The 12,773-nt window shown below is 64.1% G+C and carries 11 protein-coding genes; 2 read left to right on the top strand and 9 right to left on the bottom strand.

The annotated features are described in order from the left end of the window. Window position 1: 1 nt before the first annotated feature. The 8 genes from IHV25_RS01305 to rpsL form a co-directional block, all read right to left on the bottom strand. A complete protein-coding gene (locus IHV25_RS01305) occupies window positions 2–316 on the bottom strand; it encodes a 50S ribosomal protein L23 (RefSeq protein ID WP_192533163.1) in 315 nt (104 codons plus the stop codon). Next, the gene (gene rplD / locus IHV25_RS01310) at window positions 313–933 is read right to left on the bottom strand and encodes a 50S ribosomal protein L4 (RefSeq protein WP_192533164.1); all 621 of its coding nucleotides are present in this window, start codon (window positions 931–933) and stop codon (window positions 313–315) included. Before rplD ends, IHV25_RS01305 begins: the two co-directional genes overlap by 4 nt. 6 nt (window positions 934–939) lie before the next feature. Beyond that, window positions 940–1,662, bottom strand: coding sequence for a 50S ribosomal protein L3 (rplC, locus tag IHV25_RS01315; protein ID WP_192533165.1), 723 nt, complete (start codon window positions 1,660–1,662; stop codon window positions 940–942). A gap of 37 nt (window positions 1,663–1,699) precedes the next feature. After that, window positions 1,700–2,008, bottom strand: a complete 309-nt coding sequence (gene rpsJ / locus IHV25_RS01320; protein WP_192533571.1) for a 30S ribosomal protein S10 — start codon at window positions 2,006–2,008, stop codon at window positions 1,700–1,702. Window positions 2,009–2,114: 106 nt separating this feature from the next. Further along, window positions 2,115–3,305, bottom strand: coding sequence for an elongation factor Tu (gene tuf, locus IHV25_RS01325; protein ID WP_192533166.1), 1,191 nt, complete (start codon window positions 3,303–3,305; stop codon window positions 2,115–2,117). A gap of 31 nt (window positions 3,306–3,336) precedes the next feature. Next, entirely contained in the window at window positions 3,337–5,415 is a 2,079-nt protein-coding gene (gene fusA, locus IHV25_RS01330) for an elongation factor G (RefSeq protein ID WP_192533167.1), read from the bottom strand. A 35-nt stretch (window positions 5,416–5,450) separates the two neighbouring features. Next, window positions 5,451–5,921: a 30S ribosomal protein S7 gene (gene rpsG / locus IHV25_RS01335; RefSeq protein ID WP_192533168.1), complete on the bottom strand. Its 471-nt coding sequence runs from the start codon at window positions 5,919–5,921 to the stop codon at window positions 5,451–5,453. Window positions 5,922–5,934: 13 nt separating this feature from the next. Further along, on the bottom strand, window positions 5,935–6,306 hold the full coding sequence (rpsL, locus tag IHV25_RS01340) for a 30S ribosomal protein S12 (RefSeq protein WP_192533169.1): 372 nt from the start codon (window positions 6,304–6,306) through the stop codon (window positions 5,935–5,937). Window positions 6,307–7,265: 959 nt separating this feature from the next. Between rpsL and IHV25_RS01345 the strand changes: the two genes are divergently transcribed. Together IHV25_RS01345 and IHV25_RS01350 are read left to right on the top strand one after the other, a co-directional pair. Beyond that, window positions 7,266–7,712 (top strand): DUF805 domain-containing protein, encoded by a 447-nt coding sequence (locus IHV25_RS01345; protein ID WP_192533170.1) that lies wholly within the window; start codon window positions 7,266–7,268, stop codon window positions 7,710–7,712. Between the two features lie 96 nt (window positions 7,713–7,808). Then, entirely contained in the window at window positions 7,809–8,249 is a 441-nt protein-coding gene (locus tag IHV25_RS01350; protein ID WP_192533171.1) for a DUF805 domain-containing protein, read from the top strand. 217 nt (window positions 8,250–8,466) lie between these two features. On the opposite strand, the gene rpoC is transcribed toward IHV25_RS01350, so the two are convergent. After that, entirely contained in the window at window positions 8,467–12,636 is a 4,170-nt protein-coding gene (gene rpoC / locus IHV25_RS01355) for a DNA-directed RNA polymerase subunit beta' (protein ID WP_192533172.1), read from the bottom strand. Between the last annotated feature and the right edge of the window lie 137 nt (window positions 12,637–12,773).

Raw genomic sequence — 12,773 nt, forward strand, 5'->3', positions numbered from 1 at the left:
ACTAGATCCTCGTCGTCACGTCGATGCTGTGCCCTTCGGCCAGGGTCACAACGGCTTTTTTGTAGTCGGAGCGCTTGCCCATCTTGCCGCGGAAACGCTTCGTCTTGCCCTTGACACGGATCGTGTTGACCGCAGTCACCTTCACCTTGTAGAGCTGCTCGACGGCGGCCCTGATCTCGGGCTTGCTCGCCTCGAGAGCCACCTTGAACGCCACCTGGCCGAACTCGCCGAACAGGGTCGTCTTCTCGGTCACCAGAGGCGAACGAATGATATCGAACGCTCTCTCGTCGCTGATAATGCGCTTTTCGCCGGTCATTGCAGGCGCTCCTCAAGGTGCTTGATGGCTTCCTTCGTCAGGACAAGGGTGTCGCGACGGAGAATGTCATAGACGTTCGCGCCCTGCTGGGGCAGCACGTCGATGGTGGGGATGTTCCGGCTGGCGAGAGCGAACTTGATGTCCACTTCGTTGCCGCCGATGAACAGGGCCTTCTCCAGACCGAGCGCCTTGACCTGGGCCAGCAGATCGCGGGTCTTGCCGCTCTCGGACACCAGATCCTCGAGGACAACGACCTTGCCCGCCGCAAGCTTCGCAGACAGCGCGGTCTTCAGACCGAGCTTGCGGAACTTCTTCGTCAGGTCATGGGCGTGGGAGCGCACAACGGGACCGAAGATGGTCGCACCGCCGCGGTACTGCGGGGAGCGCTTCGAGCCCTGACGGGCGTGACCCGTACCCTTCTGCTTGAAGGGCTTCGCAGTGGTTCCCGAAATCTCGGAAATGCCCTTGGTCTTGTGGGTGCCGGCCTGGCGACGCGCCAGCTGCCAGCGAACCATGCGCTGCAGGATGTCCGCGCGCACCGGAAGACCGAAGACGGACTCGGGGAGGTCGATCTCGCCGACGCTCTTGCCGTCCAGAGTTTTCACTTCAAGTTTCATTGCCCCTTACTCCCCTTCGACGGCGCTGGATTCGGGAGCAGGCGCGGCACCAGCCACAGCCTTCAGACCCGCAGGCATGGGCAGACCTTCCGGCTTCTTCACCTTGACGGCGTCGCGGACTTCCAGCCAGCAGCCCTCGGCCCCGGGGACGGACCCCTTGACCATGATCAGGCCGCGGTCGGCGTCGGTCGCGACAACGGTGAGGCTCTGCTGGGTGACGCGCACGTCGCCCATGTGGCCAGCCATCTTCTTGCCCTTGAACACGCGGCCCGGATCCTGACACTGACCGGTCGAACCGTGGGAGCGGTGGGAGATGGAGACACCGTGGGTCGCTTCCAGACCACGGAAGTTGTGGCGCTTCATGACGCCCTGGAAGCCGCGGCCCTTGGAAATACCGGAGACGTCCACTTTCTGGCCGACCAGGAAGTGCTCGGCAGACAGCTCGGCACCCGGCTCCAGGAGACACTCCTCGGAAACACGGAACTCGACGACCTTGCGCTTCGGCTCCACCTTCGCCTTCGCGAAGTGGCCACGCATGGCTTTCGAGGTTCGTTTGACTTTAGCAGCGCCGGCCCCAAGTTGAACGGCTGTGTAGCCGTCCTTCTCAGAGGTGCGAACGGCAACGACCTGACAGGAGTCAACCTTCAGGACGGTGACGGGCACATGAGCGCCATCTTCTTTGAACAGGCGGGTCATCCCCACCTTCTGGGCAATAAGACCGGAACGCATGTCCGAGATCCTCACTCAAGAATGGCGTAGTTGATTGTCAGAGCTTGATTTCCACGTCCACACCGGCGGCAAGATCGAGCTTCATCAGCGCGTCAACGGTCTGGGGCGTCGGATCGACGATGTCCAGAAGCCGCTTGTGGGTACGGATTTCGAACTGCTCGCGGGACTTTTTATCGATATGCGGCGAGCGGTTCAAGGTAAACTTCTCAATGCGAGTCGGCAGCGGGATCGGCCCGCGAACCTGTGCACCCGTCCTCTTGGCGGTGGAAACAATTTCCCGGGTCGACTGATCGAGCACCCGGTGATCGAATGCCTTCAGGCGGATGCGAATATTCTGGTTGTCCATCATGGTCCTTGTCCGATCCAGACTTGCGTGGCTCTGTACAGCTTCAAACAACAGAAAAAGGAAACCGCCCCCCTCACGAGCGAGAGGGGCGGGCGCCTGTATACACTTACTTCACGATGGATGCAACAACGCCGGCACCGACCGTGCGACCGCCCTCGCGAATGGCGAAGCGCAGGCCCTCGTCCATGGCGATCGGGGCAATCAGGTTCACAACCATGGCCACGTTGTCGCCCGGCATCACCATCTCCATGCCTTCCGGCAGCTCGATGGTGCCCGTCACGTCCGTCGTGCGGAAGTAGAACTGCGGGCGGTAGTTGGAGAAGAACGGCGTGTGACGGCCACCCTCTTCCTTCGTCAGGATGTAGCACTCGCACTTGAAGCTCGTGTGCGGGGTGATCGAGCCCGGCTTCGCCAGGACCTGACCGCGCTCCACGTCGTCGCGCTTCGTGCCACGCAGCAGGATACCCACGTTGTCGCCCGCCTCGCCCTGGTCGAGCAGCTTGCGGAACATCTCAACACCCGTGCAGGTGGTCTTCTGGGTGTCGCGGATGCCGACGATCTCGACTTCCTCACCCACCTTCACAACACCACGCTCCACACGGCCGGTGACAACCGTGCCACGACCCGAGATCGAGAACACGTCCTCGATCGGCATCAGGAACGCCTTGTCCTTCGGACGCTCCGGCTGCGGAATGTAGGAGTCGACCGCCGCCATCAGGCTCATGACCGCGTCACGGCCCAGGGTGTCGTTGGTGCCCTCGAGAGCCGCCAGAGCCGAACCCTTCACGATGGGGATATCGTCGCCCGGGAAGTCGTACGAGGACAGAAGCTCGCGAACCTCGAGCTCGACCAGCTCCAGGAGCTCCTCGTCGTCAACCATGTCGCACTTGTTCAGGAACACCACCAGGGCCGGAACGCCGACCTGACGGGCCAGAAGGATGTGCTCGCGGGTCTGGGGCATCGGGCCGTCGGCCGCCGACACCACCAGGATCGCGCCGTCCATCTGCGCCGCACCGGTGATCATGTTCTTCACGTAGTCCGCGTGACCCGGGCAGTCGACGTGCGCGTAGTGGCGGTTCGCCGTCTCGTACTCCACGTGGGAGGTCGAGATCGTGATGCCGCGGGCGCGCTCCTCGGGAGCCTTGTCAATCATGTCGTAGCCCCGGAACTCGGCACCGCCGGCCTCCGAGAGAACCTTCGTGATCGCCGCGGTCAGCGTCGTCTTGCCATGGTCAACGTGACCGATGGTGCCGATGTTGCAGTGCGGTTTGCTGCGCTCAAATTTTTCTTTCGACATTACTCTTTTCTCCGTCCTCGGAAGCCTGGCCTCAGCCGGCAAGCTTGGCCTTGATTTCCTCGGCCACGTTGTTGGGCACCTCGGCGTAGTGATCGAAGTGCATCGTATACTGTGCGCGTCCCTGGGACATGGAACGCAGCGTGTTCACATAGCCGAACATCGACGCCAGCGGCACGGAGGCCGTGATCACGCGCGCGTTGCCCCGCTGGTCCATTCCGGACACGTTGCCGCGACGCGAGTTCAGGTCGCCGATGATGTCACCCATGTAGTCCTCGGGGGTGACGACCTCGACCTTCATGATCGGCTCGAGCAGCTTCGGACCCGCCTTCGGCATGGCCTCGCGGAACGCGGCGCGGGCCGCGATCTCGAACGCCAGCACGCTGGAGTCGACGTCGTGGTAGGCGCCGTCCGTCAGGGTGGCCTTCAGGTCGGTCACGGGGAAGCCCGCGATGACGCCCGTGTCGATGGCGGACGCAAGGCCCTTCTCGACGCCCGGGATGTACTCCCTGGGAACCGAGCCACCGATGATCTTGCTCTCGAACTCGTAACCGGCGCCCGGCTCAAGCGGGGTGAACTCGATGGTCACCTTCGCGAACTGGCCGGAACCGCCCGTCTGCTTCTTGTGGGTGTAGTCCACGGTGAACGGCTTCGAGATGGTCTCGCGGTACGCCACCTGCGGCGCGCCGACAGCGCAGTCCACCTTGAACTCGCGACGCATGCGGTCCACGAGAACCTCGAGGTGCAGCTCGCCCATGCCCTTGATGACGGTCTGGCCGCTCTCGGGGTCGGACGTGACGCGGAAGGACGGATCCTCGGCCGCGAGACGCGACAGGGCCACGCCCATCTTCTCGATGTCGCTCTTGGTCTTCGGCTCGACGGCCACCTCGATCACGGGATCGGGGAAGTCCATACGCTCCAGAATGACCGGGTGCACCGGATCGCACAGCGTGTCACCGGTGGTGGTGTCCTTCAGACCCACCAGAGCCACGATGTCGCCCGCCGCCGCGTACTTGATTTCCTCGCGGTTGTTCGCATGCATGAGCAGCATACGACCGATACGCTCGCGCTTTTCCTTGACCGTGTTCTGGACGTAGGAACCGCTCTCCAGGACACCCGAGTAGACGCGGGTGAAGGTGAGCGAGCCCACGAACGGGTCGTTCATGATCTTGAACGCCAGAGCCGCGAAGGGCTCCTCGGTCGAGGAGGGACGCGTGACCTCGTCCTCGGTGCCGGGCTTCACGCCCTTGATGGCCGGGACGTCCAGCGGGGACGGCAGGTAGGCAACGACGGCGTCAAGCATGGGCTGGATGCCCTTGTTCTTGAACGCGGAGCCGTTGAGCACCGGCACGAACATGCGGGCGATGGTGCCCTTGCGGATGCACTTGCGGAGAGTGGCCTCGTCCGGCTCGTTACCCTCAAGGTAGGCTTCCATGGCCTCATCGTCCGCCTCGACGGCGATCTCGATGAGCTTCTCGCGGTACTCGGCGGCCTTGTCCTTCAGGTCGGCCGGGATCTCGCGCTCCTCGAACGGAGCCCCCGCTTCCTCGCTGAGCCAGACAATGGCCTTCATGGTCACCAGGTCGACCACACCCGCGTAATCCGACTCGGATCCGATGGGAATGTTGATCACAAGCGGCTGGGCACCCAGACGATCGGAGATCATGTCTACGCAGCGGTAGAAGTTGGCACCGATGCGGTCCATCTTGTTGATGAAGCACATGCGGGGCACAGCGTACTTGTCTGCCTGGCGCCAGACCGTCTCGGACTGGGGCTCGACTCCGGCGACGGAGTCGAACACCGCCACGGCGCCGTCCAGAACCCGCAGGGAGCGCTCCACCTCAATGGTGAAGTCCACGTGTCCCGGCGTGTCGATGATGTTGACCCGGTGGTCTTTCCAGAACGCGGTCGTCGCGGCCGACGTGATCGTGATGCCGCGTTCCTGTTCCTGGGCCATCCAGTCCATGGTGGCTGCGCCATCATGGGTCTCGCCGACCTTGTGGGACTTACCGGTGTAATACAGAATACGTTCGGTCGTGGTCGTCTTACCGGCATCAATGTGGGCCATGATGCCGATATTCCGGTACCGCTCCAACGGGGTGTCGCGCTTCATCCGCTTACTCTCTCATCCAAATCCGAAAAACACCGTTACCAGCGGTAATGGCTGAAGGCCTTGTTGGCCTCGGCCATGCGATGGGTATCTTCCCGCTTCTTGACCGCGCCGCCACGATTGTTCGAGGCGTCCAGGAACTCGCCGGCCAGACGGTCGATCATGGTGGTCTCGGAGCGCTTGCGCGCCGAGTCGATCATCCAGCGGAGGGCCAGAGCCTGACGGCGGTCGGCACGGACTTCGACGGGGACCTGGTAGGTCGCACCACCGACACGACGGGAACGCACCTCGACGGAAGGCTTCACGTTGTCCAGAGCCTCGTGGAAGAGCTTCAGGGGATCCTGGCCGGTCTTGGCCTGGATCTTGTCGAAAGCTCCGTACACGATCTTCTCAGCAACGGCCTTCTTGCCCTGGAGCATGACCGAATTGATAAACTTGACGACGACGACGTCGCCGAACTTCGCGTCCGGCAGAACATCACGCTTAACTGCTGCGCGACGACGAGACATACTTTACTTCCCCTTACTTCGGACGCTTGGCGCCGTACTTGGAACGACGCTGGCGACGATTCTTGACGCCCTGGGTATCCAGAACACCGCGAATGATGTGATAGCGGACACCGGGAAGGTCCTTCACGCGGCCCCCGCGGATCATGACCACCGAGTGTTCCTGGAGGTTGTGCCCCTCGCCGGGGATGTAGCTCGTGACCTCAAACCCGTTGGTCAGTCGCACACGCGCAACCTTACGAAGGGCCGAGTTCGGCTTCTTCGGAGTCGTGGTGTAAACCCTGGTGCAAACGCCCCGCTTCTGCGGACAGGCCTGCATGGCGGGCACTTTGTTGCGCTTACCCACGCCCTGACGAGGCTTGCGGATGAGCTGATTGATCGTCGGCATCAAACGTCCCTTTTCAAAGGTCTCTATCCAGTGCGTGCTCCGGCTGAGAAATGCGGGGAACACGAGGTTATGCAAATACGCCCCGTCCCGAATCCGCACCACGGTTAGCCGGGCGGATTCGCCCGAGCGGCGAGACTTCGCGACAGTGCGATTATTCCGGTGAAAGTGAACGGCCCCGAGAGGCCCGCGTTCGAACAGACACCGTCAAAAGACCGGCAAAGCCGGAAAGCATACATCGACCAACGCGTCCAGGGGTTCCGGCAAATTACACGCCTCGACCGTCCTGCAGCCATTGACCGACAAGGCGCGCACTATAGGGGTGCACCCGGATCGCGTCAAGCGCAAAAGGAACGCCGCCCCGGCGGCCGCACAGGCCGGCGGGGGAGCGGGATACCGCACCCGTCTTCAGGTCCGGCCACGAAAGCCGGGCCGCGCACACGACATCGGAAAGGGCGATTAGGTGCACTATTTTTGCCCCGATGGCAAGGGCTTTTGTGCGCTTACCCGGCGGGGCCCCGAGCGGACGGCGTGCCGGGGCGCGGGGGCAGACGGGAGGGGCGAGGGCGTCGCAGGGCTGTGGGGAGACGCGGCCCCCGGGGCGGCCCGGGGCGCCCCCCCACCGGGGCGCCGGACCCCAGAGGGGGCCACAGCGGTGGCGCCCGCACCCGGCCTGGCCCGCACCCCCGGGAGCCAATGACCTACCCCCGCCTTCCCCGGCGGTCGCCGTGCTCTGCCGGGGTGCACCACAGTGCGCTCTGCACCCACGGGCGAGCTCCGGCCGCGCACCGGCGGCGTCCGCGCCCCCGGACACCCCGGAGTCCCGGCCCCTTCCAGGGGGAGGCATTCAGCCCGTTTCACACCACAGGAGTGTACGATTAGCGCTTTGCGTGTATTGAGGTTGTAATACTGCCCCAATTTTGACAGAATGACAAAATTGTCATCTTAACGGGAACCCCACCATGCGTTTTACCGATGCCATCCACTCGTGCTTTATCCAGTACGCCACGTTCCGCGGCCGGGCACCCCGGTCCGAGTACTGGTGGTTCATGGCACTGTACGTCGGCCTGTCGAGCTTCGTGTTCCACATGTTCACCATGCGCAGCACGGCCGCGCTGGCGCTGACCCTCAATCGTGGCGCGTCGGACCCGTCGGTTCAGGCGGCGCTCGCGGCCGTCGACTGGGCGCCCATGGGCCTGATCGCCCTGGTCTTCTTCCTGCCGAGTCTGGCCGTGTCGGTGCGTCGCCTGCACGACGTGGGCAAGTCGGGCTGGAACCTTCTTTGGAGCTTCGTGCCGGTCATCGGCCCGATTCTTCTGTTCATCTGGTACTGCACCCGCGGCACGGCCGGCCCCAACCGCTGGGGCGCCGCTCCCGCGAGCGACTGCGCCTGCGGCACCACACACTGATACCGGGGGGAGCGCCAGCCGCGCTCCCCTTTTTTTGGGACCGGACCTCTCCGGATTCCGCTGAACTTCCCAACAACTCTCTGGAGGACATCCGCAATGGAGTTTATTCCCGCTGTCAAACAGGGCCTGAAGAAGTTTTTCACCTTCCGGGGACGGGCATCCCGTTCCGAATTCTGGTGGTTCTATCTGTTCCTCTGCCTGGTCAACACCGCGCTGTACTTCGTTCTGCTGGTGCCGGCCATGGCCAGCCAGGTGCAGTTCGATCCGGAAACCGCCCAGTTCGCCGCCGACCCCGACGGCGGCGGGGTTGGGCTGCTTGTCCTTTATCTCCTTGCGCTCCTTGTGATGTTCATCCCGTTCATGAGCGCAGCGGTCCGGAGACTGCACGATGGAGGAAGGTCGGGCTGGTGGTTCCTCCTGAGCTTCATTCCTGTGGTCGGCCCGATCGTTCTGCTGATCTGGTGGTGCACCCGCGGCACCTCCGGGCCCAACGCCTGGGGACCGGATCCCCTGGAGCCGGACGCCGGCGCCGCCTGACCCGGCGCGCCACACCGGACCCGTCCCGCCTGCCACTCACCGGCCCGGCGGGACCGGACCCGGACCGCGGAGCGCTCTCCCGGCGACACACCCGGGGCTGCCAGCAGGCAGGCGACACACGCTGGCGAAACCACGCTGGCGACACATGCTGGCGACACCATGCAGACGCAAAAAAGGGGGCTTTCGCCCCCTTTTTCTGTGTCACGACTGTGCGCGATCAGAGATCGGACAGATCCACCGGCGGGATGTCCACATCCACGAACGACGGCAGGCTGGCCTCGCGCAGGGCATCGATCTCCCGGTCGCGCTGGTGAGCCACCTGGCGCATCCGGTTCATCATGGCACCCGTACCCGCGGGGATCAGGCGCCCGACGATGACGTTCTCCTTCAGGCCCTGGAGCGTGTCGCGCTTGCCCGAGACAGCGGCCTCGGTCAGCACGCGGGTCGTCTCCTGGAACGAGGCCGCCGAGATGAACGAGTGGGTCTGGAGCGACGCCTTGGTGATGCCCTGGAGCACCGCCGAGAAGGTCGCCGGACGTCCGTCCTCGCGCATGGTCTTCTCGTTCTCCGCCTGGAAGTCGATCCGGCTGACCAGCTCGCCCACGAGGAACGTGGTATCGCCGGGGTCCGTGATCTCGACCTTCTGGAGCATCTGGCGCGCGATGACCTCGATGTGCTTGTCGTTGATCTTCACGCCCTGCAGACGGTAGACGTCCTGGATCTCCTTGATCAGGTAGTTGGCCAGAGCCTCGACACCCATGACGCGCAGGATGTCGTGGGGCACCGGGTTGCCGTCCATCAGGGAGTCACCCTTGCGGACGTAGTCACCCTCCTGGACCGTCAGGTGCTTGCCCTTGGGCAGCAGGTACTCCACCGGATCCCCGTCTTCCGGAACCACCAGAATGCGGCGCTTGTTCTTGTAGTCCTTGCCGAACTCGACGCGGCCGTCGATCTCGGAAATGACCGCGTAGTCCTTCGGCTTGCGGGCCTCGAACAGCTCGGCCACACGCGGCAGACCACCCGTAATGTCGCGGGTCTTGGAGCCCTCGCGCGGGATACGGGCCAGCACGTCACCGGCATAGACCCGCTGGCCGTTCTCGACGGACAGGATGGCATCCACGCTCAGGAAGTAGCGGGCCTCGAGACCGTTCGCCTGGACGATGGTCTCGCCATCGTTCGTGCGCAGGGTCACACGCGGCTTCAGATCCTGCGAGCGGGGCTGGTTCTTCCAGTCCACCACCACGCGGGAGGCGATGCCGGTGGCCTCGTCCAGAACCTCGCGCATGGAGACGCCGTCCACCAGGTCCACGTAGTGGGCCACACCCTCACACTCGGTGATGATGGGCAGGGTGTACGGATCCCACTCGGCGATGCGGTCGCCCTTGTTGACCTCGGCCCCCTCGTCCACCATCAGGCGGGCGCCGTAGGGCACGCGGTAGCGGGCCTTCTCGCGTCCGGCGTCGTCGGTGATGGCGACCTCACAGTTACGGGACATGACGATCATCACGCCCTTCGAGTTCGTCACCACAGAGCGGTTGCGGATCCGGATCACACCGTCAAACGCCACCTCGACCGTCGACTGCTCGACACCACGCTGGGCCGCACCACCGATGTGGAACGTCCGCATGGTCAGCTGCGTGCCCGGCTCGCCGATGGACTGGGCGGCGATCACGCCGACGGCCTCGCCGATGTTCACCGGGGTGCCGCGGGCCAGGTCGCGGCCATAGCACTTGCCGCAGATGCCGTTCTCGGCGTCACAGGTCAGCACGGAGCGGATGCGCATCTGCTCGATGCCCGCCGCCTCCAGAGCCTCGACGTCGTGCTCCTCGATGAGGGTACCGTTGGCCACGATGATGTTGCCCTCGGAGTCCTTGACGTCCTCGGCCGCGGTCCGGCCCAGAACGCGCTCGCCCAGGGACGACACAATCTGGCCGCCGTCCACCACCGGCATGGCGGTGATGCCGCGGTCGGTGCCGCAATCCTCGAGGACGATAATGGCGTCCTGCGCCACGTCCACCAGACGGCGGGTCAGGTACCCGGAGTTCGCGGTCTTCAGCGCCGTATCCGCCAGTCCCTTACGGGCACCGTGGGTGGAGTTGAAGTACTCGAGAACCGTCAGGCCCTCCTTGAAGTTCGACACGATCGGCGTTTCGATAATCTCGCCCGACGGCTTGGCCATCAGGCCGCGCATGCCGGCCAGCTGCTTCATCTGCGCTGCCGAACCACGGGCGCCCGAGTGGGCCATCATGTAGACGGAGTTGATGGGGCGACCGGGCTCGATCTTCTCGATCTCCTTCATCATCTCGTCGGCGACCCGCTCGGTGCAGCGGGACCAGGCGTCGATGACCTTGTTGTACTTCTCGCCCTGGGTGATCAGGCCGTCCTGGTACTGCTGCTCGAACTCCTTGACCTCGGTCTCGGTGCTGGCGATCAGCTCCGCCTTCGAGGCCGGGATGACCAGGTCGTCCTTGCCGAACGAGATGCCCGCGCGCGCCGCATGGGCGTAGCCCAGAGCCATCACGCGGTCACAGAAGATGACCGTCTCTTTCTGGCCGCAGTGGCGGTACACGGAGTCGATAACATCCATGATGTCCTTCTTGCGCAGAAGGCGGTTGACCATGGAGAACGGCAGCTCCGGGTGCTTGGGCAGAAGCTGGGCCAGCAGCATACGGCCCGGCGTGGTCTCGACCACACGGATCGCGGAGATGCCGTCGTCACCCATGACCTCGAGGCGGCAGCGAATCTTCGCCTGCAGGTTCACCACACCGGCGAACAGGGCGTGCTCGATCTCGGCGATCGACGAGAACACCATGCCCTCGCCCGGAGCCTGCTCGGCCTCGAACGTCATGTAGTAGAGACCCAGGACGATGTCCTGCGTCGGCACGATGATCGGCTTGCCGTTGGCGGGCGACAGGATGTTGTTCGTGCTCATCATCAGGACGCGCGCCTCAAGCTGCGCCTCCAGGGACAGGGGCACGTGCACGGCCATCTGGTCACCGTCGAAGTCCGCGTTGAACGCGGTACACACGAGCGGGTGCAGCTGGATCGCCTTACCCTCGATCAGCACCGGCTCGAAGGCCTGAATGCCGAGACGGTGAAGCGTGGGCGCGCGGTTCAGAAGAACCGGGTGCTCGCGGATGACCTCTTCCAGGACGTCCCAGACCTCCGGGCGCTCCTTTTCCACCATGCGCTTTGCAGCCTTGATGGTGGTGGCCATGTGGTACTGCTCGAGTTTCGAGTACACGAACGGCTTGAACAGCTCGAGGGCGATCTTCTTCGGCAGGCCGCACTGGTGGAGCTTCAGCTCCGGGCCCACCACGATCACGGAACGGCCCGAGTAGTCGACGCGCTTGCCCAGCAGGTTCTGACGGAAGCGACCCTGCTTGCCCTTGAGCATGTCCGAGAGGGACTTGAGCGGGCGCTTGTTCGCACCGGTGATGGCGCGACCGCGGCGGCCGTTGTCAAAGAGGGCGTCCACCGACTCCTGGAGCATGCGCTTCTCGTTGCGCACGATGATGTCGGGCGCGCGCAGCTCAATCAGGCGCTTCAGGCGGTTGTTCCGGTTGATGACGCGGCGGTACAGGTCGTTCAGGTCGGACGTGGCGAAGCGGCCGCCGTCCAGCGGAACGAGCGGGCGCAGTTCGGGCGGGATCACCGGGATGACCTCGAGGATCATCCACTCGGGACGGCAGCCCGACTCAAGGAAGGCGTCCACGATCTTGAGACGCTTCACCAGCTTCTTGCGCTTGGCCTCCGAGTTGGTCTCGCGCAGGTCGGCCTTCATCTCCTCCTTGAGGCTCTCGAGCTCGAGGTTCATCAGCATGTCGCGGATGGCCTCGGCGCCGATGCCGGCGGAGAACGCGTCCTGGCCGTATTCCTCCTGGGCGCGCTGGAACTGGTCCTCGCTCAGCAGGTCACGGTACTTCAGCTCGGTGAGGCCCGGCTCGGTCACCACGTAGTTCTCGAAGTACAGAACCCGCTCAAGATCCTTGAGGGTCATGTCCAGAAGAAGGCCGATCCGGCTGGGAAGGGACTTCATGAACCAGATGTGGGCGACGGGCGCGGCCAGCTCGATGTGGCCCATGCGCTCGCGGCGGACCTTGGAGAGGGTTACCTCCACGCCGCACTTCTCGCAGACCACGCCGCGGTACTTCATGCGCTTGTACTTGCCGCACAGGCACTCGTAGTCCTTGATCGGGCCGAAGATCCGGGCGCAGAACAGGCCGTCCCGCTCCGGCTTGAAGGTGCGGTAGTTGATGGTCTCCGGCTTCTTGATCTCGCCGAAGGACCACATCCGGATCTTCTCCGGGCTGGCGATCGAAATGCGGATCTGATCAAAGGTCTGGGCGCTGGGCGTCTGACCAAAGTGTTTCATAAGCTCGTTCATGCCGGGCATCTCCTGCCTGCGGGAACCGCGACCCGTCCCGTGTGGCGGCGGAACGGGTGCGCTTTCCTTATCAATTCCTGAAATTCCTTGGTGCTCCGGCCAGGGTCTCCCCCGGCCGGCGGGCGGTCTGTGGCCGG

This window comes from Phaeovibrio sulfidiphilus (assembly GCF_014861485.1).
Lineage (GTDB): Bacteria > Pseudomonadota > Alphaproteobacteria > Rhodospirillales > Rhodospirillaceae > Phaeovibrio > Phaeovibrio sulfidiphilus.

What these genes read in the sequence shown, in the direction of transcription:
- IHV25_RS01350 (WP_192533171.1), top strand. Translation starts at nt 7,809, where the DNA reads ATGGAGTTTATTCCCGCTGTCAAACAGGGCCTGAAGAAGTTTTTCACC.
- fusA (WP_192533167.1), bottom strand. Translation starts at nt 5,415, where the DNA reads ATGAAGCGCGACACCCCGTTGGAGCGGTACCGGAATATCGGCATCATG.
- IHV25_RS01305 (WP_192533163.1), bottom strand. Translation starts at nt 316, where the DNA reads ATGACCGGCGAAAAGCGCATTATCAGCGACGAGAGAGCGTTCGATATC.
- rplD (WP_192533164.1), bottom strand. Translation starts at nt 933, where the DNA reads ATGAAACTTGAAGTGAAAACTCTGGACGGCAAGAGCGTCGGCGAGATC.
- rpsL (WP_192533169.1), bottom strand. Translation starts at nt 6,306, where the DNA reads ATGCCGACGATCAATCAGCTCATCCGCAAGCCTCGTCAGGGCGTGGGT.
- rpsG (WP_192533168.1), bottom strand. Translation starts at nt 5,921, where the DNA reads ATGTCTCGTCGTCGCGCAGCAGTTAAGCGTGATGTTCTGCCGGACGCG.
- rplC (WP_192533165.1), bottom strand. Translation starts at nt 1,662, where the DNA reads ATGCGTTCCGGTCTTATTGCCCAGAAGGTGGGGATGACCCGCCTGTTC.
- rpsJ (WP_192533571.1), bottom strand. Translation starts at nt 2,008, where the DNA reads ATGGACAACCAGAATATTCGCATCCGCCTGAAGGCATTCGATCACCGG.
- IHV25_RS01345 (WP_192533170.1), top strand. Translation starts at nt 7,266, where the DNA reads ATGCGTTTTACCGATGCCATCCACTCGTGCTTTATCCAGTACGCCACG.
- tuf (WP_192533166.1), bottom strand. Translation starts at nt 3,305, where the DNA reads ATGTCGAAAGAAAAATTTGAGCGCAGCAAACCGCACTGCAACATCGGC.
- rpoC (WP_192533172.1), bottom strand. Translation starts at nt 12,636, where the DNA reads ATGAACGAGCTTATGAAACACTTTGGTCAGACGCCCAGCGCCCAGACC.